Source organism: Burkholderia anthina (assembly GCF_001547525.1).
Lineage (GTDB): Bacteria > Pseudomonadota > Gammaproteobacteria > Burkholderiales > Burkholderiaceae > Burkholderia > Burkholderia semiarida.
This window is the reverse complement of the sequence record NZ_LNJP01000003.1, coordinates 1766368-1791524: the sequence shown is the minus strand read 5'-3', so window position 1 is coordinate 1791524 and position 25157 is coordinate 1766368. Positions and strand designations below refer to the sequence as shown.

General features: G+C 62.6%; 17 protein-coding genes. All 17 read right to left on the bottom strand.

Features of this window, described 5'->3' with window-relative positions; translation table 11 throughout:
• Positions 1–3: 3 nt before the first annotated feature.
• The 17 genes from WS64_RS27940 to WS64_RS27865 all read right to left on the bottom strand — a co-directional run bounded on the left by WS64_RS27940 (position 4) and on the right by WS64_RS27865 (position 25123).
• Positions 4–807, bottom strand: coding sequence for an EAL domain-containing protein (locus WS64_RS27940; RefSeq protein ID WP_059643653.1), 804 nt, complete (start codon positions 805–807; stop codon positions 4–6).
• Positions 808–1598: 791 nt separating this feature from the next.
• Complete coding sequence (locus WS64_RS27935; protein ID WP_060968366.1) at positions 1599–2741, bottom strand: DUF2827 domain-containing protein; 1143 nt, start codon at positions 2739–2741, stop codon at positions 1599–1601.
• Positions 2742–2991: 250 nt separating this feature from the next.
• A complete protein-coding gene (tssJ, locus tag WS64_RS27930) occupies positions 2992–3498 on the bottom strand; it encodes a type VI secretion system lipoprotein TssJ (protein ID WP_060968365.1) in 507 nt (168 codons plus the stop codon).
• A gap of 20 nt (positions 3499–3518) precedes the next feature.
• Positions 3519–5372, bottom strand: coding sequence for a type VI secretion system baseplate subunit TssF (tssF, locus tag WS64_RS27925; protein ID WP_081103942.1), 1854 nt, complete (start codon positions 5370–5372; stop codon positions 3519–3521).
• Positions 5369–8932, bottom strand: a complete 3564-nt coding sequence (locus tag WS64_RS27920) for an ImcF-related family protein (protein WP_244166664.1) — start codon at positions 8930–8932, stop codon at positions 5369–5371. The genes tssF and WS64_RS27920 overlap by 4 nt, the downstream gene beginning before the upstream one ends.
• Complete coding sequence (locus WS64_RS27915; protein ID WP_059643641.1) at positions 8880–10178, bottom strand: hypothetical protein; 1299 nt, start codon at positions 10176–10178, stop codon at positions 8880–8882. The genes WS64_RS27920 and WS64_RS27915 overlap by 53 nt, the downstream gene beginning before the upstream one ends.
• Positions 10178–10438, bottom strand: a complete 261-nt coding sequence (locus WS64_RS33785; RefSeq protein ID WP_081059280.1) for a PAAR domain-containing protein — start codon at positions 10436–10438, stop codon at positions 10178–10180. Before WS64_RS33785 ends, WS64_RS27915 begins: the two co-directional genes overlap by 1 nt.
• 89 nt (positions 10439–10527) lie before the next feature.
• On the bottom strand, positions 10528–11160 hold the full coding sequence (locus WS64_RS34650; RefSeq protein WP_155720488.1) for a hypothetical protein: 633 nt from the start codon (positions 11158–11160) through the stop codon (positions 10528–10530).
• Complete coding sequence (locus tag WS64_RS35420) at positions 11157–11669, bottom strand: hypothetical protein (protein ID WP_244166663.1); 513 nt, start codon at positions 11667–11669, stop codon at positions 11157–11159. The genes WS64_RS34650 and WS64_RS35420 overlap by 4 nt, the downstream gene beginning before the upstream one ends.
• The gene (locus WS64_RS33780; RefSeq protein ID WP_244166662.1) at positions 11670–13526 is read right to left on the bottom strand and encodes a hypothetical protein; all 1857 of its coding nucleotides are present in this window, start codon (positions 13524–13526) and stop codon (positions 11670–11672) included.
• A gap of 76 nt (positions 13527–13602) precedes the next feature.
• Complete coding sequence (locus WS64_RS27895) at positions 13603–15957, bottom strand: type VI secretion system Vgr family protein (protein ID WP_060968362.1); 2355 nt, start codon at positions 15955–15957, stop codon at positions 13603–13605.
• Positions 15958–16774: 817 nt separating this feature from the next.
• Positions 16775–18889 carry a phosphocholine-specific phospholipase C gene (locus tag WS64_RS27890; protein ID WP_060968361.1) on the bottom strand — a complete coding sequence of 705 codons (2115 nt, stop codon included), beginning with the start codon at positions 18887–18889 and terminating at the stop codon, positions 16775–16777.
• Between the two features lie 42 nt (positions 18890–18931).
• Positions 18932–19135 (bottom strand): hypothetical protein, encoded by a 204-nt coding sequence (locus tag WS64_RS27885; RefSeq protein ID WP_060968360.1) that lies wholly within the window; start codon positions 19133–19135, stop codon positions 18932–18934.
• Positions 19136–19461: 326 nt separating this feature from the next.
• On the bottom strand, positions 19462–21462 hold the full coding sequence (locus WS64_RS27880; RefSeq protein WP_060968359.1) for an acetyl/propionyl/methylcrotonyl-CoA carboxylase subunit alpha: 2001 nt from the start codon (positions 21460–21462) through the stop codon (positions 19462–19464).
• A gap of 36 nt (positions 21463–21498) precedes the next feature.
• Positions 21499–22284, bottom strand: coding sequence for an enoyl-CoA hydratase/isomerase family protein (locus WS64_RS27875; protein WP_060968358.1), 786 nt, complete (start codon positions 22282–22284; stop codon positions 21499–21501).
• Positions 22285–22302: 18 nt separating this feature from the next.
• Positions 22303–23910 (bottom strand): carboxyl transferase domain-containing protein, encoded by a 1608-nt coding sequence (locus tag WS64_RS27870; protein ID WP_060968357.1) that lies wholly within the window; start codon positions 23908–23910, stop codon positions 22303–22305.
• A 31-nt stretch (positions 23911–23941) separates the two neighbouring features.
• A complete protein-coding gene (locus WS64_RS27865) occupies positions 23942–25123 on the bottom strand; it encodes an isovaleryl-CoA dehydrogenase (protein WP_059575483.1) in 1182 nt (393 codons plus the stop codon).
• Between the last annotated feature and the right edge of the window lie 34 nt (positions 25124–25157).

Genomic DNA, 25157 nt, shown 5'->3' with positions numbered 1-25157 from the left:
CGATCACGCGGCGGCCGGCGACCGCCACGAAAAGCGGATACCCTGCGCCCACGCGACGCCGGCATCCACGATGATCTGCCGGTCCATCTCGCTTTCCACACCCTCGACGACGACGTGCCGCGCACCTTCATGCGCAAACGCGATCAACCGGCGAAACCGGTAACGCCCGATCGCGTTGCGTTTGATCATCGACAGAATCGAGCGGTCGAGCTTCACGATGTCGGGATTGCCGACCACCAGATTGTTCAATGCACTGAAACCGACACCGAAATCGTCGATCGCGATCCGGCACCCGGCGCGCCGGAGGCGGTCCACGAACGACCGGCCCGCGACAGGGTTCAGCGGCCCCGTCTCCGTGATTTCGACCACCAGCCGCGCCGCCACCGACGGCTCGCACTCGAGCCGCCTGAAGGTCGCGAGCCACGCGTCATCCACGACCGCACTGGCCGCCGCGATGTTGCACCCGTACACGGCACCAGGATCGGCGCGCAGCGCGTCGATCATCCGGCCGACCACCAGCCGGTCGAACCAGCGCATCAGCCCGAGCGCTTCGAGACGCGGCAGAAAGGCGATGGGCGGCAGCGCGTCGCGCTCGCCCCATCGCAGCCGCGCCAGGCATTCCTGGTACAGCACGCCGCCCGACAGGTCGGCGCGGCACACGGGCTCGCGCGCGAACCCGAGCCGGCTTTCGACGAAACTGCGTACCGACGCGAGGTCGGGATGATCGTCGCGCGCGCCGAACACGCGGTCGATTTCGTCGCGATTCGCTTTCCGATTCGCCTCCTGGCGAGCTTCGACCGCATTCATCCGGCGCTCCGGCAAATGGCGAGCCGCCGATCACGGCTCGACCTCAACACATCAGCGGAACGAGCCGACCTCGACGCGCTCCGCCGCCCTACCCGGCCCATCCTGTCATGTCGATTTTTCCGGGGAGCGGACTGTTCGCTGCGGCGCCGTCAAATTCGATATTTTTACGATATTCGGTTACCTGAAATACATCACGCGCGCGCGATGCCGACAGTGCGACAGGTTACACAACCCGAATTACAAGGAACCCGAAGCTTGAGTCGTTTACCTTTCTCGTCGAAACAGTTTTATCTGAATCGTCTCTTCTCGAATTCCCTGTCTCGAGAATCAGGGCACCGTCAATTGATCGGACCAATACCGTGCCGTGAAGTACCGATCGCGCGCGACAGGCCGCGGTGAAACACCGTTCTCCATACACGAGCCGCCCCGCGAGAAACCCGTTTCCGCACGCCATTCGATCATCGCGGCATTCAATTTTCACGTTTCAAACGATATTATTAAAATTCCGATCGGAATCAATCTTCCTTTAATCAATAATACCAACTTCAATTATATGAAGATTATGAATTGAAACATGTTTAACGATCTTTCCAACTTGTTAACCTATAAACTTGTTTGTGACGGACTTCCCTCGGAGCCGTCAATTTCGTGCCTTCGAAAACCGTCGAACCGATCGGGTTCGACGGTTTCTTTTTTAACGGCATGATTTCGTCAGACATGAGGGCGGGACAAACCCGGCGGCGGCGGACGGCGCGCGGGCCGCAACGAACCGGTACCGCGGAAAATCGGCCTCAGGCGGCCGTCGCGCCGATCAGGTTCGCGAGCAGCGCGTCATACTCGGCGACGAGCGCCGGATTCGACGACGTGTAACGGCCGAGGATCTCGCGCTGGCGCCGCGTGTACGCCTGCCAGTCGTCGTCGTGCGTATGCAGCGCGCGGAGCAGCGCATCGGCGCCTTGCTGCACGTCGTTGTCCGGATAGTAGTAACCGAGATCGGGCGCGAGGCTCGCGTTGTGCACCAGCGGATAGCCCTGCCAGCACACGTCGAAATAGAAATAGTTGAGCGGGTTCGACCACTGGTGCGACACGACGATATCGGTCAGGTCGGCCAGGAACAGCGGCGTATCGAAACGCCCGACGAAGCTCGCCTTGCCCGCGCGCACGATGTCCAGGTAGTTCATCAGCATCACGAACTCCGGGCTGTCGTGCGCGAGGCGATCGGCGTTCGTCACGTGCGTGAAGCAGATCGCGTCCGGGTCGCGGCGATACGCTTCGTCGATGATCAGCATCGGATACACGCAGAACTTCACGACGTTGTGGTTCGGCTCCATCACCGTGAGCCGCTTGCCGGGCTCGCTGCGCGGCCGGTATTCGCCGTGCCCGGGCAGCGGCCGCGCGCGTTCGGTCAGGAACATCGGATCCCACACGAACGGCACGACGCGCCCCGGACAGCGGCGCAGCGACTGCAGGAACGGCAGCGACGACGGCGCGATCTGCGGAATCGCCCACACCTCGTCGTAGCCGCGGTTGATGAACAGCGAATCCCACAGCCGGCGGCCGAACAGCATCGACTCCATCGCGTTGATGTACTCGACGCCGCAGCAATAGCTGACGAGCTTCACGCCGCGCGCTTTCAGGTAGGCCGTCTGCTCGCCGTCGATTTGCCCGCCAAGCTCGATCACCACGTCGAGCGCGTCCTTCATGTCGGCGAACTGGCGCGTGTCGTACACGCCGCGATCCCACGGCAGCGCGTCGGTGAGCGGCACGTCGGTCGTGTTCACCAGCGTCACGCGGTAACCGTGCGGCGACGCCATCAGCAGCTTCGCGAGGAACAGCGCGTTCTGCTTGATGCCGTTGATCCACAGGCTTTCGTCGGGGGCACGCAATCCGATCGTGATGCCGATGCGCAGGCCGGTCAGGACAGGAGACGTCATCGTCGGCAGGATGGAAAGTTGAACGGGGATGGCATGGCGCAGTGTAGCGCGCGAAGCGCCGGCTGCGTCAAGCGGCGGCAATCCGGCATTCTAGCGGAGCGCCGGCCGCACACTGTCAGGGATGGTCAGCGGCCGGTCCGGAGCGCTTTCCAATGGAAGAAGAGCCCGTTGTGCGCCAGACCTGGCCGAGTCGACTCTCATCATCAGGAATTCCGTCGCCGACGATCAAGCTCCCGAAACCGCACCTCGTTCATGGAACCAGCTCCATCCGATTGCCCGTCACGACCAGCTTGACGGGATCGGATTTCTTCCATTGCGATTTCGGGATCACCAGTTGCCATTCGGCACCGGCTTGGTTACGAAAGAATCCCGCGACACCGACAACTTGCGCATCATCTGCCATGGGCGCAGACAGCTTCACCGTGGCGCCAGGCCCGAGCGTGGTTTCCATACTGCCGAGCAGATCGGCCCTCAGTAACGCTCTATCGTCATCGAGCAGCTGGGCGTAACCCGCTTTTTCGAAGACCTTCGCGTCTTTCAGCTGGTAAACGCGCACCACGACCGGCAATGATTGACCTTGCTCATTTTCGTTGAGCGCGGAACGACTTTCGATCACCAGATTCATCTGCTTGACCCTCGCGACGAACACCGCGCGCGTCGTATCGACCGCCGTATCCATCACCGACTGCCACATGCCGCAGCCGGACATCGCCGCGACCGTCAGCGCACCGACCGCTACCAGTCGAATGCTTCGCATCCTCAGATGTGTTCTCGGTATCACAACCAGTCTCCCGTCTTGCTCACGCACGGATAGCGCCGGATCGGCCCCCCGACGCCTTCGTACAGAACGAGTCGCACTGCAAAGTGGCAACACGCGTAGCGGCCTACGAAACGGCTGAGTACGTCGCCGAACAGCGCGACATCGCCCGGCCCGGCGAAACCCGACGGCTCGATACCTACGTTCACATTCACGATGCGATCGACGCGCATACCCACCCGTTCCGTTTCCTCGTCGAGCCACACGTAATGGATCGCCTCGATACGTCGCCGGTTATCGTCCTGTCGCGTCCAGTCGTACAACGACAGCGCGCCGCGCAGCACGTTCGCGTCCATCATGTTCAGCTCGGTTGTGCCTGCCGCGTTGAAGTGAGAAATCACCCGCCAGTCATAGTCGCGCCCGCGCGGCGGATACAGCGGCATCGTCGGGGCCGTCAGGTTGCATACGCGCTCGACACCGTTAAAGGTCGAAGCAGGCGTGGCAATCGTCGATTCACGCAGGGCCATGCGCGGCAATCGGCCATTGTTTGCCAATACCCGGACCGTCACGTGCGCGTCCGGCAAGCTGCCCGGCTCATCCCATGGATGCCCGCCCAACGTCACGACCATCTCGCGCTGGCCGGTCACGCCTTGCCGAATCGACGCGTGGTAGTAGCGATCCGGCGATTCGTGCCGCATCATCCCGCCGCGGTGACGGAATTCCTTGATCGACCGATACGCGTATTGATTGGCGGTGCGCGGATCGGTCGCCACGACCGACAGCGCATCGTAGGGCTCGACGTGCTCGCCCGCCGACCTGGGAGGGAGCACCGGATAGTCGCGATCGTGTCCGTTGGGCCGGATTGCCTGCGCGTCCAGTTCGAACAGATTGATCACCGGCGTGCAGAACAACCGGATATTGTCCGCGCCGAACGTGGCGTCACCGGGTATCCGATCCCGGATCGCGATTTCGAATTCAAGACGCGTTTCGCCCGGTGGCACACTCGCCGCGTCGAAACCGCACAAGTCGACGAAGTGGAACTTCTCGGGGAACGCGAAATATTCGAGCATCGTCTGCTCGCGATCGAGAGCGGCGTCGCGTGCGTCGTGATCGACGGGCCACAGTCGCTCCTGTGCGCCAAAGCCAGCCGCCTCGAACCGCATCGCCGGACGCGGCTGTAGCTGGCCGTCGAGCAGGCGCGGCATGCGCACGCCGATCGACTCGACCTGGCGCGTGAACACTGCGTACAGCGCGGATGCGGTCGGCCGGTCGCCATGCAGGTAAAGCCGGATACGCGACAGGTCATCCAGCAACCGCTGCTCGCGGTGCAGCAGGTCGAACGCGAGCCGAATCACCGTTCGACCGTCCTCGCGCATACGCGCACCCGCCTCGCGCACGCCGAGCGGCAACAGGGTTACCGCCTGAGTGGTCCGATAAACGCATATCGTCCCGTCCTGGCCGACCGGTGTCGAATGAACCTGTAGCCCCGGCGGCAACGTATCGAGAATCCGCGCCTCGCCGGTGCGGGGCATGCACGCAAGGATCGCCAGCGACGGAATCGTGCGACCCGCATGCGGCCAAAGGTGGTCGATCAGCGGATCGGTGATTTCCGAATAGACGTCGTCGAGCTTCATGCGCAGCCGGCTCGTGAGGAAAGCGAAGCCCTCGTAAGTCTGCTCGACACTGTCGTGGAGTGCGCCGGGCATCATCGTCATTCCCACACGGCGGGCACCTTGCGGCTGTTCCTTCGCAAATTCCCGCGCCGCTTCGCGCAAGTAGCGCATCTCGGCATCGAAGTAGCGCAGATACGGATCGTCCTCCGCGCCGAAGCCGACGCCTTCGGGCATCACCGGTTTGTTTTTGCCTTCACTCATGGCTGGAGATCCTGTGGCAGCGGCGGCAGGAGCGGCATGGTAGACACGACACCGGCGTTGCCGACGACGAAAATGCGATCGGGCATTCGGAATCCGCGCAGTTTCAGCAGGCCAATCGGCCCGGCGCCGACCTGTGTGCGCAGCACATACGAAAGCGGCTCGCCGCTCCCGGTGTCCCACGTGAGCCGATAGCGCGTGCTATCAAGCTGCTTGACGTCCGCCTTGCTCAGCAGACGCAGGAACGCCCAATCGCCGGTCGAATCAAACGCCTGCCGCAGGCCCGCGTCGAGCGTCTGCCACGTGAGCCCCGCGTGTCCGTTCAGGCCATTGCCTGGCCACGCCAGCGGCGTCCAGCGTTCCTGCTGATTGAAATAGACGATCTGCTTGCCGTCGATCGACAGTTCCGAGCGTGTTACCTCTGGCGTCGGCAGGGCCATCATTTCGAATTTCTGTCCCGCGTCGCCCTGCAAGTAGAGCTGTGCGCCCACCGTCGACAGCTGCCGGACGGCGCTCAGGAATTTCGGATCGAACTGCAGCGCCTGCGGCGCAAACTCGTTCGGCACCCAGTGATCGCCCTCCAGCTTCATCACGCCGGCCAGTTGTGTAGTGACGAAACGCGAAATCAATCCGGTGTCGGGCCGCACATAGCGGCCAAGCTCAGCGAAGGATGCATCGGCCTGCGTATCGAAGAACGGATAGCGGCCGCTCATCGCCGCGTTGAAGGGCGCGGCAACGCTGGCTCGCCATGCGTCGTTCAGGCTCGCCGCGGCCGGTTGCAGGATCGTCTGCCATGCGGCCTCGAGCGGCTGCGCAAACACCGCATCGCCAAAACCCGCCCATGCCGCGCCCAGACTTGCGGCCGTCAGCGCCGCGTCATCGCGTGCTTGGGACAGCTCCGACAACTTCCCCTGGAACACCGCCTGCGCGAGCGAACGCGCCATCGCCTGCGCATCCGGACTGCCGGAAATCTGCTGCAACTTCAGCCGCATCGTCGTGACTGCCGTCAGGTAGCGCGACAGGCTCACACCGGTCAGCGCGATACCGGCCGGCACAGCGCGCTTCGCGTTTGCAGCGGCCGGCGACGCGCCCGCGTCGCCCATCAGCACAAGCAGCGGACCAAACGGCTTGTCGAGCGGGCTGACGACGGCCGCCCCTGCCTGCTCGTCCGTGCCGATCAGGTCTTGCGCCTTGCGCACCAGCGTGTCAACCAGCGCCTGCGACGGGCGGCCCGCCTGGGCCTGATACTGCACGGATTTCATCAGCGCGATCAACGGCGAGGTCTGTGCATCCGCGAGCCGCGAAAGCTGTGCCACCGCACCGCCGAGATTGGATGCCGGCTGCCATTTCATGCTGTTGAGCATGCGCTGCCACGCAGCCGTGTACTCGCCAAAATAACGCGCCGTCAATCGCTGCTTCAGATCATCGGCGGGCGCTTTAGACCGGATCATGTCGGCCGCGCGCGTGTGCCCCGCCGTCCGAGACGGCTGCGTGCTCGCCAACACCCAGTCGCCGCTGCTTTGGTACTCGCCGGCGGCCTTGTCGATCGCCGCAGCGATCATGCCGTCCCACGCTGCGCGCGTATAAATCCCCGGCACCGTCTGCGACGCGGTGAACATCCCACGTGCATCGGCGCCATTCAGCAGCGTCTCGAGCGACGCATCGGCGTACTTGTTCTCGACGTCGTCGATAATGCGCCGGTACACCGTGTCGTCGGCTGACGCGAGTCCCATCTGCGTCACCAGCATGTTGCGAGTCGCTGTCACGACGCGATCGTCCGTCGCAATTCGCCATTCCGGATGCGCTTTCAGATGATCGGCGTAAAACGCTGCGAGCCGTCGGCCGATATCGTCACGCTCGCCCGAAGGCATTTCCGGCGGCCTCCTCCACAGAGCGGTGAGTTGATGCTTCAGAAATGCGGATTCGGCGCGAGATGGATCACCGAGCATCAGATAAGCCTTGAGCGCATTGTAGGTACTGCTGCGTGCGTCCTGTGATTGAAGGCTGTCGGCGCGCATCCGATCGGCTGCCACCAACAGCTCGCCGATCGTTTTCACAACAGGCGCCTGCAAGTTGCGAGTCGCGGCGATTCGGTACGGTTGCCACAGACTGCCGAGAACATCGTCATTGTGCGACAGAGCCGCTCGCAGATACCACGGTGCGCCATGCCGTTGCCGGTATTCGAGCTTTTCGATCAACTGTTGCAGCGCAAGCTGCGCGCGCAAGGCGACAGCGGTTTGCGGCCGTGCATCGACCGCTGCGCGAGCCGCCGCTTCCGCTTCGCGCATGAGTTGCCGGTTGCCGACGAACGATATGGTCATCCATGCGCACCACGCTATCGCCGCAACTGTCACGCCTATCGCCAGCGCATCCGGCCCGTAGAAGCCCACCCGCTGGCCAATGCGTCGCCGACTGGCGATTGCGCGCCACGCGGGTAGCAGCGCGGCCGGTTGCGGCGGGAAATCGGTCGGGATGGTCGGCGCCGTTGCGCTCGCGCCCGCAGCAAGTGGCACCGGCGTCGGCATGGTGGCTGTCGTCGCGAATACGGGAGCGAACATGACGCCCGTCAGCGGCGCGCGCGTCCAGTGCGAATCAACGAGCGCCTGCCAGCCGGCGACGATTTGCTCGTGCTGCTTTTCGATGTATTGCGAGATTTCGGCTAAATATGTGATGCGTGTCGATGCCGCACAAAGCCGAACGCCCGTGTCCGCCGCACTACGCCCGATCGCAGCGAGTTGATCGCGTAAGACGAGAAGCCGACTATCACCGACCACCGGCTCCGGAAATGCGCCGATCGCATCGAATGCTTCCAGGCGGCCGTTCGCCGCGGGCACTGGATGCAGGAACGTGACAGGCGCGGCCCAGCCGATGTCCGCGGCAAGCGTGGCGAGTGCGCGCGGCAGTTCGCTAACGGGCTCGTCCGCATGCGTGACCTGCACGACGCCGTCGACAGGCCGTCTGCTCCGCAGCTTACGGATCTGCCGACGCCACACGCCCGCGTCGATGCCGTCCGGCGCCGCGTGCACGAGGATCACGTCGCCGACGGGCATCGCACCCGCGCACTTCAGGCCCGGCGCGACCTGATCGACCAGCGTGTCCGCGCCGCTCACCATCAGCCACGGTGATCGGTATCGCCAGCGCCGGCCCTGCGATACCCGTAGTTCCTCGACCAGACGTTGCAGACGCGCATCGCGTTTGAACTGCCGTTCCGTCGTTGAAGCAGTTTCCTTCTCACCGGTTTGCAGACGAAACAGTTTGGCTGCGCCCGCATATGCGCAAGTCGATATCGCCATCAGATGAATGATCACGATGACAACCAGCAATACCGGAATACCGATCAATGCCAGTGTACGAGGCGTGCCATCGGGGACGCCGAGGCGCTCGCCATGGAACCAAACCAGCACGAGCGCTGAAACGGCAATAACCAAGACGGCAAGAGGCAGCCCCCAGACTGCGACCCGGCTCTGAGCGTCGTCGGTTAACGCCGCTCGAGGCTGCGTGTTTTGTAGATTATTTTTGGATATCGACATGCGGAGAAGCCGTTTGATCTCGAGGTAAAACATAGAGGATGGCCGACTGCGAGCCATCGACGACGAGTTGCGGTCCGTCACTGACACCGGACTCGATCGCCGCGGCGATCGCCAGCAAACCGTTCGCTGCCCGCATGTCGCCAACAATACGATCCAACCGACTCTGCGCAGCGTCTTTTGCTGCAACCACAAACCCGGCGGCGTTCAACGCGCGGTCACAGTTTTCAACCGGCCGCGTTATCCACGCACGCGTCACCGAGGCGGCGTCGGCTTTGCCCCAGATCGCGGAATTCGCGAAACCATATTCCGGCTCGGCGGAATCACCCGCAACGGGCCTATGTAGCGCAGCCTTTCTACGGACCTCCTGCGGAAGCCCGAAATAGCCGGCATCAAGCAACGCGGCCACACATCCCTCGGCAAGGCTCTCGTCGATGTCATCGTCGTACCACGTCGTAGCGATGACGAGGAGCGGACGGGATTCATGCGCGTCGAGCCATACATCGGCCACAAGCAACGCGTCGGCAGCCGGAACGGCCTGGACTTCCAAGGGCGGAAACGCCACCAGATGCATCGCGGCACGAACCTGGGTCAAACGCACGTCCGCGATGTCCGACTCGGCCAATACGCGCACTTGAGGCCAATATGCCCTTTCGTATCGAGTCAGTGCCTGAATGCTTTCAGCGAGAGGCTCAAGCGCAACGCGGATCATCTGCACAACCGGATCGGCCTTCTTCGGTACGGCAGCAGTTGGACTTTCCTCTTCATCCACCATGGAGGAAGCGTCCAGCGGCGGATCATTGGACGGGGCGTCCAGTAGCGGATCGTTGTCCTCAAAGCGATTGCACAAAACCTTTCCTGAACCGTGCCGCGGGGCTTGCACCTTCATGATGGAGCGTTTCCCTATCAGAACATCGGACAGAGATGTCCCACCAAGAGGCAGGCAATAGCCTGCGTCGAGTACATAAAGCGGTCGCTGCGCAAACCCGATCTTTTTCGCAAGCCAGCGGTCACGATGATGGTTGCGCCAGTATGCGCGATACCATAGCCCCTCGTAGCCTGCGCGGCCAAAGCCGAGCAAGACCAGAAACAGTCCGTTCGGTACCCCACTAATCAAGCCCCAAAACCTAAGGCCGCTCGCAGGCTCGCTTTTCGGCCACGCCAGCAAAACGACCACCGGGCCGAACACATTACAGACGAACCAAGTTAATGCCCACGGCCAGAAACGCATCCTGGCCGGATACCCGCTGGGGCGTCCGGCGGGAGAGAGATCGACCGGCATTACTCGAAGTGGACGTTCGGTAGCGACGAAATCAATCGACAACCGCACGTGCAGCGATGGCCGTCCAGCGCGAACAACTTCTCATCGCGATCGGGATACTTGTCCGCGCCCTCGTCGATGACGGTCGGACCATGCAGGTCGCAGGTCGCATCGTCGCCTTTACGTGCAAGCGGCCTGTCCATGAACGTCGTCCACGGCGAGCCGCTGGTAACTTCACCGCCATGTTCGAGCTTGTCACCTTTGCGAATAGGAGATTGCATATACTGGCTATCTAGTTGAATAGGGATTTTTGGAATTTCCAGCACCCCGCGTGCCGAAGCTCAGGGACAAATTAATCGCGGATGACAATCTATCGATCCCCGTCGTCTCTTTCAGGAGCCGTAGATCGCAATGCAATAACTCCAATTCCGCCAAGCGCCACCGGAATTCGATCGATTTCCTTCTTGTCAAGCCTCTGCCCCACAATTTCAAACGAGAAACATGGGTAATGTATTGCGTCAGGGCATATTAAGAAATAATCAGGAACAGTCAACTTCTCTCGATCGCCATATATCGAATCAACATAGGCAATGGTTCCATCCCACCCCTTTCCTTCATATTTCCTTTGCCACACGATATTACGCACATATCGCCCCCCAGAATCTTCCAAAGCAATTTCGTCGGCCGCGACGGTGTTATTCATAACACTTGAACCCGACACACTCGATTCAGCCATAAAACAACTAAACGACAACTTCCCGCGTATAGCCCTCTTATCGAGCGCCATCACAAGATAAAAATCAAATGATATGATTCCATTATTTACGCCCACCGAAGAATCGACTGTCTTTGACGATATACTCTCGCCGAGAACATATCCGCACCGATTTTTCAACAGAGATACATTATCCCGATAATTGACATGACCAGTAGAAACCGGCTCACCACTCGCGGCCCCACCGAGCCCCAAAAAAGCCAACAACATCCAAAAAATATTTCTCATGGCAACTTCCGTCTTGTGAAGTTTTCCGGCCAGGTTAGATCTTCCTGATTTGGACCCTTGAAAATCGCAATATCGGTCAAAACCATTAGCGCATTAGTCAGCGACGTCGATCGATCTACCAGACCATTCATGTTTGGTGGGTTTTTGCCTGTAGCCCCCGGATAGTTCACTGCTGCAGCACAATTCGCAAAGGATTGGTTGTAATACCACACCTTAATTCCGGCGTTTGTTCGAATTACCCTTCTTTCGTTCACACCCATCTCATCTGCATATTTATTTGCACTATCCACCCGCGGTCGAGACGGATTGTTCACCGTAGGCATCGATTTCCCGGACCAAACCCAATAAGCACCTGCACTATGACTCGCATGATAAGCATCTCTTGCAACCTCATTTCGCCACTGCAACTCCTGCGCCCCCGGCGGCAGAATCGGGTGTCGACCAATAAATTTAAAATATTTATAGTAGTTATTATTTCCGCCGCCCATATTTCCGTTAGGATTGGTCAACTACAAAAAACCCCGACCAAACCAACCGTTGTGCAGGTCTGTTGCACCATCATTGCGATTCCCTTCCGCAAGATAGCGGAACCACCCTGTTTCTTGTGTGGCATTTGCTATAAAACACGCCTGTCGAATAGGGGTGTCGAGCTTGAACTTCCTCATCGACCTGTTCAAATCCAACCCAAACCTATCAAGCAAAGACGAAGCATGATCTGGATTTGGTGACTCCCATACTCCTTGAGAGGGGGAGTTATGTGAGCCCGGCTTTCTAATAACATGATCCGGTATAAGCTGGAGCATCTCCCTCTTACCAAGCCATCCACATTTCCTGAAATGACGAATAAATTCGAGCGGATGAAAATACCAGAGCTTCTTTTTTGCTAGCGATGCCTCGGATGGCAACCTGTCAAGAAACTGGAATTTTCCGAGAAATTCAATAAACAAGGCATAGCCATCCGGGTTGGTATCTTTCTGCTTGCCAAAGAATCCATCTGGTTCATTCAGACCTCGATAGCGATCGTCGTTGCCCGACGGATCCCACTCGCTGCGCGCGTTGAACACCAGCCCCCTGAGCTTTGTGCGCACGCCCTCTGCATTCCGCACATAGCCAGCGAGCAGCTGATTGGCACTATCGTCGTTGTTACCGTCGTATTCGAGCGGCTGGATCATTCCGAACGTTGCCTGTGGATCAGTAACGCCGATCAGACGACAAAGCTCATCGTATCCGCATAACCCATCCGGATTAAACGGCGTATTGCTTTCGTCAACTTTTTGCCAGCCCTTGAAGAACGGAAAGTCGGCATCCGACAATTTGATGATCTTGTCGGCAGCGATGTTGACATATCCCTGCGTCCCGTTCTCGTCGATTGGCACCGCCACCCAAGTAGCAGGGGCCTCCCCCGTCACCACCGTACGTGAAAGAATTCGCCCAAAGCGCAGCATTTCATAGCCATCGCTCGGACACTCTGAATAGAGTGATACCGCTCGATCATACAGGTCGTACTCATATTGTCCTGTTTCTCCGTCGTACGGGTCAGCAACCGGCACCTTTGTAAGCAGGATAACGTTGCCGCTGCTACCACGGTCGATCCACGCGCATGTGTAGCGCCGCCCCTTGTTGAACCATGCTTCCACATAAAGGATGTCTTGTTCACCAATTGAACCGCCTGGCAGACGCGGAAACCAGTCGTCCGCCATACCCGCGGGCTGCGCGATAAAATCATGCGGCCCCTTAATGACGAAGTAGGAATGCCCCCAGTAGTCACTCGACGCAGGCTGAACAGGATTCCTCTCACCCAGTTGAACCTTGTGGCCGTCCTGATCAAACCAGGCTGTAAAGTCGGTGTCCGACATGAAAACTTCAAAATGCAGATGCCGCACTCCCTGGTGCTGACCGACATAACCGAGCATGTCCTTGCGGTACACCTTCTTTGTGCCGCCCAACTGAACGATCCCGTCTTTGCCGCCCGCCGTATCGAGCAACCATTCAGGCAGGGCATTCATCGATCCCTCCGCTGGCGGATTGATCGGCTGAGGAGCAAGCCGCTCCTGTTCCGTCATGTCCAGCAAATGCATATATAGTGAGTAAAATGTAATCGCTCGCCCATGTCCTGTATCGGTCTTATGTCTGAGCAAGACAAATCCAGCATTCGAGTTCAGCAACGGTTGTCCAGTCGGATCTTTCGCGCCATCAGACAAAGCGCTTTTGCAAACGCGATACGCGACCACATCGCCATCGGCAATTGCGCGCACCGGTTCGTGCTGCTCGCCCGGATCCAGATGAATGCCGCAGTGAAAGCGCCGGTCGAAAGCAACGGGATAGACTCCATGATGACCAATCTCGAACTGATCGACGACATCCATCATAGGGTCCGTCTTCGACGCATCACTAGACGTCGTGCCCGATATGGGCAGGAAGGGAGGGCTGATGATCATGGCTTCAGTGGGACGACGAGTACCGGTCAGAAATCTTCAGGCTCGTCTGCGGTAGCGACGGCAATGGTGTTGTGACGTTGTCCGGCCCCTGAAACGAAAATGACGCCGCCTTTATCGTGAAGGCGCCGGGACAGTGAAATGTCATGTTGCCATTTTCGATTACGAGCGAAGCACCACCGCTGTTGAGCGTGATCTTCGACTTGGCCGACACCTGGACGTCCGCACTTTGGCTCGCGACGCGCATCTGCTGTTTCGCGAACAAATCCATCCCGTCCGTAAGCGCCGCCATCATGACCTTGCCCTTCGCCGCGACAAAATTCAGTCCAAGCTTGTGCGCGCACAGCGAAATCAGGTCCCCCGCCACCATGCGCAGCCGCCTGACGATGCTCACGTCCATATCCCGGCCTGCGGTGACGATCACGTTCTCGCCCGCGGAGTGCTGCGTCGATTTCGCTGTCACGAACGCCATGCCGCCAGGTGCACTCGCAAGCAGCCCCGCGTCGCGAAGCTGATTCAGGCCGTCGAGCAGCGCCGCCTGCGCCGCACGGTCAGCAGGGTCGGCCTTGGCCTGCGTCGTCGCTGCCGCAAGGTCCGTTACGCGCTGCAATGCTGCCTTGAGCTGCGCAATCGCGGCAGGCATATCGAGATGCGGCGTCTCGGAGCCGGCTGCCGCGTCCGCCGACAAAAACAATCCCTTCGGCGCGCGCACCGCGCCCCAGTGCTGCGTGGTCAGTTCGAAGCCCTCGCCGCGCTTGTGCTTCTCCGTGTCGACCAGATAGCCCATGTTGAGCGACGACTTCCCGAACACCGTCGCCAACCGAATGCCCTCGTGATTTTTCAGGTCTTCGAAGCGCAGCTTGTTGCCAAGCAACGGTGAACGGAACACCGCACGGCTATACCAGCCCTCCTTGCCATGCACCAGATCCCGCCGGGCGTAGTCATGAACCGCCCCGGCAATCAGCAACCGATCGCAATTGCCTTGCGTCGGGACAATGCGCACCTCCGTTCTTGGCAATAAGGGGATGTGCAAGCCACCCTGATACGACGCGGACGCGCGCAGCAGGCGCAACGGCATGCTGTTCGTGCCGCGCTTGCCGCTGTGCCGGGTGAACAGGAGCCTGACGCGATAGCGACCATATTCGTCCATCCATGCGTACGGTTCGTCATCGCCGGACTCGACCACACCGATCAGCATTCCGGTGATCCATCGCCAATGCCTTTCAGGAACGTATTCGGGCCGATAGGTCTGATGCGCCGGGATTGCCTCGAAGGTATTGATCGCCGACTGGCTGCGGCTACCGGTCGTAACGAGCTTCGTGATCACGATCCCGTGCGGCGCCTCGGGCACTACGTCATTGGTGATCCGCACCACCATGCCAGGCGCCATGCCGATCACGTTACTCGTGCCCGCGAGCCGCATCTGCCGCGTGCGCAGTTCGTCACGCCGCGCATCGGCCAGCGCCTGCCCCTCTTCGATCGAATGGAAATGCTCGATGCCGCGGTTCACGCTCCCATAGACCGAGCGATCGTCGTCGGCCACGACCGATTCGACCTGCAGCGGATCGTCGGGGATGCGATAGTTGTGGTCCCATTCGCGTACCGTCTGCGGCACCAGCGCGCGCGTGGCTTCCAACGTCAGAATCGCCTCGTGCCAACCCGTCAGGCCGGAGTGCGGCAGCAACGGCACTTCGAGCGCCCGCACATAGCCTCGCGCCGTATTGCCGAACACCAACGTGTCGCGTTGGGGGCCGTCCTCTTTCTTCGCCTGTTTGAAGTAGTAGTAGACGCCCGCGCGGCGGCAATGCCGGTCGATAAAGTTCGCAACCGTCTCTTCGTACATCACGGTTTGTTCGAACTTCCCGTCAAGCCCTTCCAGCTCGAACTCGACGTCGAAGGACTGGAACAGACTGCGATCGACGATCACGTCGGTGAGCAACTCGCGCAAGGATCGGTCGAGAAACACGGCCGAGTCGTGCACCGATTCGAGCAGCGCGAACCGCGGCTTCAAATGAAGCTGATAGGTTGCCTCGTCACGCGTGGTCTTGATTCGCGTCCACTGCGTGACGACGCCGTGCACCGTGCGAGCGGTGTGACGCACGGGGTCGATCAATCCCGGCAGGGACGGCACCGATGCATGCTCGTCGATCGTGAAGATCGCCGGCCGCCCGACGGTGGCCGCGCCGTCGATATGCTTGTCTGGAGACGTGACCGTGATGTCGGCCAGAAACGGCGTGTTCATCGCCTCAGTGAGCGTGAATTCGAACACGGAGAGCGCGGAAGCAAGCGTCGCGATCTCGAGATGAAGAGACTGGGTAACGATCGCGCTCGGGTGTTGGAGCACGTCCTGAATGGTTCGCATGGCCACCGTTGCATGACGGGTTACATACATCGGCACGCCCCATTCGCTACAAACTCAGGGATACGATGCCGTCGAATTTTCCCGAGTTAAGCAAATTTTCATAATGAAATCCATGAGACAAATACGAAATTTGAAAATCAAATCAACGGCAATAAAATTAGGTTTGCGAATCGTTAAAATCTCGCAATTTTCAGCTCAATAATGCAATATCGGAATCTTCAGAGAGAAATCCATGCGATGATTTTTATTTCAATGGAATTACTGGAAAATTAACGAGCACCGAAAGTTCGGGCTGGTACCTGCTGCAAAGCAACACGTCCAACATCACGCAGCACCGGTTCGTACAATCCGTCACCCCTAATCGCTCTGCCGGTATGTCGTCGAGCGGCTGCTCGAAGGATCTGACTGGCTGCTCGCGCAAGATATCGGCCGGCGGGCGTTCAGCTCGGGCGTGATCGCGTTCCGGCGCACCGAACGTAACGATGCGATGCCGCGCGACATGATGACCACGATCGCCGCACGGCAGGACACGTCGAGCGTCTATGCCAGCGATGGCAACCCGCTGCATTCATGCGCGCGATGGAGCGCGACGGGCGGTTGCACGGCGAAGGCGTGCCCGATCTCGTCAGCGTCGACACGCCCAGGCTGTTTCGCCGTGCGGACCGCTACATCGAGCATGACCAACGGATGTGGCCCGCCACGCGCGCGGACGATGGCGCACGACGGCGAACCGCCGCACCGAAGCCGCCGCTTCGGAATCGGAACCGCAAACTCCCGCGCCGGGTGGATTCAACCAGCCGGCGCGCGTCGGTTACCGTCAGATCGCCGCAATCGTCGGCGCCACGGCGGCCGGGTCGGTGATGCTCGGCTTACCGGTCTCGACGTGCCCCGCGATGCGGCGCACCCAGCCGGCATTGCCCGCCACCGCGAACTGCAGGTCGTACCAGTGGCTGCTGCACGACAAGTCCCAGTGCGCTTCGACGCGCTGCCCGGCCGGAACCGTCAGCGTGCGCGCCGCGCCGCCGTACGCGACATCGGTCGCCGTGACCGTGAGCGGGCTGGCGCCCGCATTGGCGATCGTCACGTAAAGGTCGCCGTTCGCGGTGTCATAGCAAGGCGTGATTTCAGGCTTGGCAGCGGCATCCGCGGCAGCCGAACCCGCGAAGCGCCGGAAATAGCCGTTCGGCCCCCACACGCTCACCAGGTAGTTGCCGTTCGCATCGAGCGCCCACGTATCGGTCAGCTGCTTGCCCGCTTCGACCGTATAGCGGCGCGGCATCGCGGACAGGTCGCCCGTGTAGACCCAGAAGTGCGCGCCCTGCGTGCCGGTATTCGCGAACGTCAGCGCGTACCCTTGCGGCTGCAACTGGCCGGTGACATGCAATTCGTACGGCAGCGCGCGCGCCGGCCGCGTGCCCGGTTCCTGCGCGGTCACGACCTGCTGCGCGGTGCTGGCCGGCGCGGTCTGCGACGACGCGCGCGAGCATTGCAGATCCGCCTGCGCGACATACGCCTGCGTGTTCGGCAGGGTCGGCACCGTCGCATCCGATTTCGAGAAGTCGAGCGCCGACGTCAGGTCGCCGCAGATCGCGCGGCGCCACGGCGAGATGTTCGTTTCCATCACGCCGAAGCGCTTCTCGATGAATTGCAGCACCGACGTGTGATCGAACACCTGCGAGCAGACGAAGCCGCCCTTCGACCACGGCGACACGACGAACATCGGCACGCGCGGGCCGAGGCCGTACGGCAGGTTGTCGGCCGTATAGGTGCCGGCTTGCGTGGCGGTCACGACGTCGTGCCGCTCGAGCGACACGTCCACCGTGCTCATGCCCGAGCCCGGCAGCGTCGGAGCAGACGGCGGCACGACATGATCGAAGAAGCCGTCGTTCTCGTCGTACATGACGAGCAGGACCGTCTTGCTCCACACGTCCGGGTTGGACGTCAGCGCATCGAGGATCGTCGACAGATAGTACGCGCCGTACAGCGGCGTGAACTTCGGATGCTCGGAATACGCGGCGGGCGGCAGCAGCCACGACACCTGCGGCAGCGCATTCGCCTGCACGTCGGCCTTCAGTTGCGTGATCGGACGCGTGCTCATCCCGCGCGTCTGCAGCGACGAACCGGCCGGCGCGTTCACGAAGTTGCTGAAGCACGCGAGCATGTTCGTGCCGTAGTTGCCGGTGAAGTTGTCGAACCCGGTGCCCTGCTGGTAGATCTGCCACGAGATACCGGCTTTTTCGAGCCGTTCCGGGTAGGTCGTCCAGTTGAAGGGCGGCAGCTGAACCTTGTCGAACGGGTTGTCGATGTAGTCGGTGTTGTCGAGCAGCGGGCCGCCGCCCGTGCCGAGCGGATCGACCATGCCCGTCATCAGGTACATGCGGTTCGGGTGCGTGTTGCCGGGAATCGAGCAGAAGTAGTTGTCGCACACCGTGAACGCATCCGCGAGCGCGTAATGGAACGGGATGTCGTCGCGAACGTGATAGCCCATCGTCATGTTCGACTTCTGCACGGCCCACTGGTCCGCGCGGCCGTTGTCGATCGCACCGTGCGTCGTCGCCCACGTGTGCGGGAGGCCGCCGATACATTGCGCGTTGACGCCCGGGTTGGTCGTGTCGTAGCGAAACGGCGCGATCACGCTCGACTTGTCTTCCTGACGCGGCTGGAACCACACCGGCTTGCCGTTCGGCAGCGTGACCGGGAAGCGGTCGTTGTAGCCGCGCACGCCGCTCAGGTGACCGAGGTAGTGGTCGAACGAGCGGTTCTCCTGCATGAACACGACGATGTGCTGCACATCCTGGATCGTGCCCGTCACGGTGTTCGGCTCGATCGCCAGCGCCTTGCGGATCGATTCCGGCAGCAGTGCGGTGGCGGCGGTCGCGCCGGCGAGGCCGGCCGAGAACTTCAGAAAGTCGCGTCGTGAATGAGTGGCCATGCTGATTGCTCTTGATGGGATTTCTGGTGGAAACGGCCGGTATCAGGAAGCAGGCGACGAAGCAGGCGCGGTGAAACCCGGCGGGCACCGCATCTGCGCGGTGGCGACCACGGCGCCGCCGCACGCGGCCTTCTGCTGCGCGGCGGGCGCGGCGGGTGCGGTCAGGTCGTCGTTGCAGGCGCCGAGGGCGGCGGTCAGCGCGACCAGACCGACGGCCGCGAAAGGCCGTAGGGCCGACGTTCGCATAACGGTTCTCCGTGGGGATGATGACGTGACGCGGCGCGAACCCGCGCCGGTCATATCGACGCCGAGATGCTATGTTCGACTTGTTACACGATGGTGTCGAGTGGAGGGAAGATCGAGGTGTGCGCAGCGGACGGCACCCGATGGTGTGGGAGGAGCAGCGAAGGTCGCAAGGCGTTCGAAAGACTGGCGCGAATCACGCGTCCTGCTTCATGTGTCGGCGCTATCGAAGCCGCGCAGTCCAGACGACGGGCGTACGGCGAACCGCAACGCATTTTTTGCGGGCCGGCCGCGACGGCAACCGGCCCGCGCACAAGAGCAAGGCCGGTTCAGCCTTCCGTCATCGTCAGCAACTGCGCGCCGTCGGCGACCTGATCGCCGACGCCGTACAGCACTTCCGCGACGACGCCTGCGCTGGGCGCGCCGATCGTGTGTTCCATCTTCATCGCTTCCATCACGATCAGCGGCGTGCCGGCTTCGACCTTCTGGCCCGGCTCGACCAGCACCGCGATCACCTTGCCTGGCATCGGCGCGGTCAGGCGGCCGCCGCCGTGCTCCGCGTCGCCCGCATGCGCGAGCAGGTTGCGCCATTCGAACGTCTCGGCCGCGCCCTGCGTGAACACGTGGAACGTGTCGCCGTCCGCGTACACGCGGCCGCTGCTGCGCACGCCGCCGAGCGTCACGTCGAAATCGAGCGGCGTGGCGCCGCGCGTCCACGCGAACGGTTGCGCGGCCGCGTCGCCGATCGCGATGCGCGTGCCGGCGCCGTCGTCCTCGCAGGTCACCGTCACGTCCGCTTCGCGATCGGTCGCATGCCATTCGAGCGTGCGGCGATAGCCGCCGTTCAGCCGCCAGTTCGACAGCGCGCGCCATGGCGACACACCCTCTTGCGCGGCCGCATCGCGTTCGCGCGCGAGCAACGCCGCGCAAGCCAGCGCGAGCGCCGCACGCGGCGGTTGTTGCGGTGCGAACAGCACATCGTGGTTGCGCTCGATCAGGCCCGTATCGAGATCGGCTGTCGCGAACGGCGCGCACGCGACGATCCGCTGCAGGAACGCGGCGTTCGTATGCAGGCCGACCACTTCGCACGCACGCAGCGCACGCAGCATCAGGCCCAGCGCTTCCGTGCGGTCCGCGCCGTGCACGATCAGCTTCGCGATCATCGGATCGTAGAACGGCGTGATCGCATCGCCTTCGCGCACACCACTGTCGACGCGCACCGCAGCGCCGATGGCGAACTCGACGCCGGCCGGCAACCGCAGATGCTTCAGCGTGCCCGTCGACGGCAGGAAGCCGCGCGCGGGATTCTCCGCGTACAGGCGCGCCTCGAGTGCATGGCCGTTCACGCGCAGTTCTTCCTGCTTCAGCGGCAGCGGCTCGCCCGCCGCGACGCGCAATTGCCATTCGACGAGGTCGAGCCCCGTGACCATCTCGGTCACCGGATGCTCGACCTGCAGGCGCGTATTCATTTCCATGAAGTAGAACGATTCGCCCGTCATGATGAATTCGACGGTACCGGCGCCGACATAGCCGACCGCGCGCGCGGCCGCGACGGCCGCTTCGCCCATCGCCTGGCGCACGTCCGGATGCAGGCCCGGCGCCGGCGCCTCCTCGAGCACCTTCTGGTGGCGGCGCTGCACCGAGCAATCGCGGTCGAACAGGTACACGGTATTGCCGAGCGTGTCGCCGAACACCTGCACCTCGACGTGGCGCGGGCGCGTCAGGTATTTCTCGATCAGCACGCGGTCGTTGCCGAAGCTGCTCGCGGCCTCGCGCTGGCACGACGCGAGCGCCGCCGGGAAATCGTCGGAGCGCTCGACCACGCGCATCCCCTTGCCGCCGCCGCCCGCGCTCGCCTTCAGCAGCACCGGATAGCCGATCGCGTCGGCTTCGCGATGCAGGCTGGCCGCGTCCTGATCGTCGCCGTGATAGCCGGGCACGAGCGGCACGGCCGCCGCGTGCATCAGTGCCTTCGCGGCGGCCTTCGACCCCATCGCCGCGATCGCGTCGACCGGCGGCCCGATGAACACGATGCCGGCCGCTTCGCATGCGTGCGCGAAATCTTCGTTCTCCGACAGAAAGCCGTAGCCGGGGTGAATCGCCTGCGCGCCGGTCGCGCGCGCGGCTTCGATGATGCGCTCGACGCGCAGGTAGCTGTCTCCCGCGGCCGAGCCGCCGATATGCACGGCCTCGTCGCACGCGGCCACGTGTTTCGCGTTCGCATCCGCGTCGGAATAGACGGCGACGCTCGCGATCCCGAGACGTTTGCACGTCGCGGCGACGCGGCACGCGATTTCGCCGCGGTTGGCGATCAGAATCTTGTCGAACATGGCTTCGATGTCGTCCGGAAGGTTGGGGTCACGCGATCATTCACGCCACGACGGCGCACGCTTGTCGAGGAAGGACGCGATCCCTTCGCGCGCTTCCGCGCCGGCGCGGGTCTTCGCGATCCAGTCCGCGGTCTGCTCGATCAGCGTCGCGTCGAGCGGCCGGCCGGCCACGTCGGCGACGAGCCGCTTGCACGCCTTCACCGCGTCGGGGCCGTTCGCGACGAGCGTCGCGGCCAGCTTCGCGACCGTTTCGTCGAGCGCGTCGACCGGCACCGCGTCGTGAATGAAGCCGAGCGACGCCGCGCGCGCGCTGTCGAACACTTCGGCCGTCGTGAAGTAGCGGCGCGCCGCGCGCTCGCCCATCGCACGCACGACGTACGGCGCGATCGTCGCCGGAATCAGCCCGAGCCGCGCTTCCGACAGGCAGAACTTCACGCCGTCGGCGGCGATCGCGATGTCGGCCGCGGCGACGAGGCCCACGCCGCCCGCATACGCGTCGCCGTGCACGCGCGCGATCACCGGCTTGCCGCAGCGGTAAATCGCTTCGAGCATCCGCGCGAGCTTGCGCGCATCGGCACGGTTCTCGTCGTCCGAGTAACCGGCCATCTTCTTCATCCAGTTCAGGTCCGCGCCCGCGCAGAATGCGGCGCCTTCCGCGGCGAGCACGATCGCGCGCACGCCTTCGTGCGCATCGAGCCATTCGAACGCGGTGGTCAGCTCGGCGATCGTCGTCTCGTTGAACGCGTTGCGCACGTCGGGACGCGCGAGCGTGACGGTCGCCACGCGGCCGGCCTCGCTTACCTTGATCGTTTCGTATCGCATCGGTCTGCCTCCCGGGCGTTACATGCGGAACACGCCGAAGCGCGTGTCGTCGATCGGCGCGTTCATCGACGCGGCGAGGCCGAGCCCGAGCACGTCGCGCGTCTGCGCGGGATCGATCACGCCGTCGTCCCACAGCCGTGCGCTCGCGTAGTACGGATGCCCCTGGCGCTCGTACTGGTCGCGGATCGGCTGCTTGAATGCTTCCTCTTCTTCCGGCGACCATGCGCCGCCCTTCGCCTCGATGCCGTCGCGGCGCACGGTCGCGAGCACCGACGCCGCCTGTTCGCCGCCCATCACCGAGATGCGCGCGTTCGGCCACATCCACAGGAAACGCGGGCCGAACGCGCGGCCGCACATCCCGTAGTTGCCGGCGCCGAACGAGCCGCCGATGATCACCGTGAATTTCGGCACCTTCGCGTTCGACACGGCCGTCACCATCTTCGCGCCATGCCGCGCGATGCCTTCGTTCTCGTACTTGCGCCCGACCATGAAGCCCGTGATGTTCTGCAGGAACACGAGCGGGATCTTGCGCTGGCAGCACAGCTCGATGAAATGCGCGCCCTTCACGGCCGATTCGGAAAACAGGATGCCGTTGTTCGCGACGATTCCGACCGGATGGCCCCAGATGTGCGCGAAGCCGGTGACGAGCGTCGTGCCGTAGCGCGCCTTGAATTCGTCGAACTCCGAATCGTCGACGATGCGCGCGATCACCTCGCGCACGTCGAACGGCTTGCGCGTATCGGCCGGGATCACGCCGTACAGGCTCTTCGCGTCGTAGCGCGGCGGCTTCGGCTCGCGAAGCTGAACCGGCGACGCGATCTTCGGCGCGAGGTGACCGACGATGGTGCGTGCGATCGACAGCGCATGCGCGTCGTTCTGCGCGAGATGGTCGGCCACGCCCGACAGGCGCGTATGCACGTCGCCGCCGCCGAGATCCTCGGCGCTCACTTCCTCGCCGGTCGCGGCTTTCACGAGCGGCGGCCCGCCGAGAAAGATCGTGCCCTGGTCCTTCACGATGATCGACTCGTCGCTCATCGCCGGCACGTAGGCGCCGCCGGCCGTGCACGAGCCCATCACGACGGCGATCTGCGCGATCCCCGCCGCCGACATCGTCGCCTGGTTGTAGAAGATGCGGCCGAAGTGGTCGCGATCGGGAAACACGTCGTCCTGGTTCGGCAGGTTCGCGCCGCCCGAATCGACGAGGTACACGCACGGCAGCCGGTTTTCCGCGGCGATCTCCTGCGCGCGCACGTGCTTCTTCACGGTGATCGGATAGTAGGTGCCGCCCTTGACCGTCGCGTCGTTGCACACGATCACGCATTCGCGGCCGGCGATGCGGCCAATCCCGGTGATGACGCCCGCGCCCGGCGCGTCGTCGTTGTACATGCCGTTCGCCGCGAGCTGCGAGAACTCGAGGAACGGCGCGCCCGGATCGAGCAGTTGCGCGATGCGATCGCGCGGCAGCAGCTTGCCGCGCGACAGGTGCTTGTCGCGCGCGGCCTGGCCGCCGCCCTGCGCGAGCCGTTCGATCTTCGCGCGCAGGTCGGCGACGAGCGCCTCGAGCGCCGCGGCATTCGCGCGGAAGTCTTCCGAACGCGGGTTCAGTTTCGATTCGATGATCGGCATCGACGGGGCTCCGTTCGCGTGACGTGGGGCGTTACATCGTTTCCGCGAACAGCTCGCGGCCGATCAGCATCCGGCGGATTTCGCTCGTGCCGGCGCCGATCTCGTACAGCTTCGCATCGCGCCACAGGCGGCCCACCGGGTATTCGTTGATGTAGCCGTTGCCGCCGAGAATCTGGATCGCCTCGCCGGCCATCCACGTCGCCTTCTCGGCCGTGTAGAGAATCACGCCCGCACAGTCCTTGCGCACCTGGCGAATGTGGTCGCTGCCCGCCGAGTCGAGATGGCGGCCGACCGCGTACAGATACGCGCGACACGCCTGGAACGTGGTGTACATGTCGGCGACCTTGCCCTGGATCAGCTGGAATTCGCCGATCGCCTGGCCGAACTGCTTGCGGTCGTGGATGTACGGCACCACGGCGTCGAGGCACGCGGCCATGATGCCCGTCGGGCCGCCCGACAGCACCGCGCGTTCGTAGTCGAGGCCGCTCATCAGCACCTTCACGCCGCCGTTCAACTGGCCGAGGATGTTCTCTTCCGGCACCTCGACGTCCTGGAACACGAGCTCGCCCGTGTGCGACCCGCGCATGCCGAGCTTGTCGAGCTTCTGCGCGACGGAGAAGCCCTTCATCCCCTTTTCGACGATGAACGCGGTGATGCCGCGCGGGCCGGCTTCGATGTCCGTCTTCGCGTACACGACCAGCGTGTCGCAATCGGGGCCGTTGGTGATCCACATCTTCGTGCCGTTCAGCACGTAGCGGTCGCCGCGCTTGTCCGCGCGCAGCTTCATGCTGACGACGTCGGAGCCGGCGTTGGGCTCGCTCATCGCGAGCGCGCCGATGTGTTCGCCCGACACGAGCTTCGGCAGGTACTTCCGCTTTTGCGCGTCGGTGCCGTTGCGGTGGATCTGGTTCACGCACAGGTTCGAGTGCGCGCCGTACGACAGGCCGATCGACGCCGACGCGCGCGAGATCTCCTCCATCGCGACCATGTGCGCGGTGTAGCCCAGGTTCGCACCGCCGTATTCCTCGGAGACGGTCATGCCGAGCACGCCGAGATCGCCGAATTTCTTCCACAGATCCATCGGAAACTGGTCGGTGCGGTCGACCTCCGCCGCGCGCGGCGTGATTTCCTTCGCCGCGAACGTCGCGACGGCGTCGCGCAGCATCTCGATGTCTTCACCGAGCATGAATTGCACGCCGGGCAGGTTGATCATGTCTCCTCCGTCTCCAGAAAGTGTGTCGCACTCA

Coding starts and splice junctions, on each gene's coding strand:
- WS64_RS27940 (WP_059643653.1), bottom strand. CDS start 807: ATGAATGCGGTCGAAGCTCGCCAGGAGGCGAATCGGAAAGCGAATCGC.
- WS64_RS27935 (WP_060968366.1), bottom strand. CDS start 2,741: ATGACGTCTCCTGTCCTGACCGGCCTGCGCATCGGCATCACGATCGGA.
- tssJ (WP_060968365.1), bottom strand. CDS start 3,498: ATGCGAAGCATTCGACTGGTAGCGGTCGGTGCGCTGACGGTCGCGGCG.
- tssF (WP_081103942.1), bottom strand. CDS start 5,372: ATGAGTGAAGGCAAAAACAAACCGGTGATGCCCGAAGGCGTCGGCTTC.
- WS64_RS27920 (WP_244166664.1), bottom strand. CDS start 8,932: ATGTTTTACCTCGAGATCAAACGGCTTCTCCGCATGTCGATATCCAAA.
- WS64_RS27915 (WP_059643641.1), bottom strand. CDS start 10,178: ATGCCGGTCGATCTCTCTCCCGCCGGACGCCCCAGCGGGTATCCGGCC.
- WS64_RS33785 (WP_081059280.1), bottom strand. CDS start 10,438: ATGCAATCTCCTATTCGCAAAGGTGACAAGCTCGAACATGGCGGTGAA.
- WS64_RS34650 (WP_155720488.1), bottom strand. CDS start 11,160: ATGAGAAATATTTTTTGGATGTTGTTGGCTTTTTTGGGGCTCGGTGGG.
- WS64_RS33780 (WP_244166662.1), bottom strand. CDS start 13,526: ATGGATGTCGTCGATCAGTTCGAGATTGGTCATCATGGAGTCTATCCC.
- WS64_RS27895 (WP_060968362.1), bottom strand. CDS start 15,957: ATGCGAACCATTCAGGACGTGCTCCAACACCCGAGCGCGATCGTTACC.
- WS64_RS27890 (WP_060968361.1), bottom strand. CDS start 18,889: ATGGCCACTCATTCACGACGCGACTTTCTGAAGTTCTCGGCCGGCCTC.
- WS64_RS27885 (WP_060968360.1), bottom strand. CDS start 19,135: ATGCGAACGTCGGCCCTACGGCCTTTCGCGGCCGTCGGTCTGGTCGCG.
- WS64_RS27880 (WP_060968359.1), bottom strand. CDS start 21,462: ATGTTCGACAAGATTCTGATCGCCAACCGCGGCGAAATCGCGTGCCGC.
- WS64_RS27875 (WP_060968358.1), bottom strand. CDS start 22,284: ATGCGATACGAAACGATCAAGGTAAGCGAGGCCGGCCGCGTGGCGACC.
- WS64_RS27870 (WP_060968357.1), bottom strand. CDS start 23,910: ATGCCGATCATCGAATCGAAACTGAACCCGCGTTCGGAAGACTTCCGC.
- WS64_RS27865 (WP_059575483.1), bottom strand. CDS start 25,123: ATGATCAACCTGCCCGGCGTGCAATTCATGCTCGGTGAAGACATCGAG.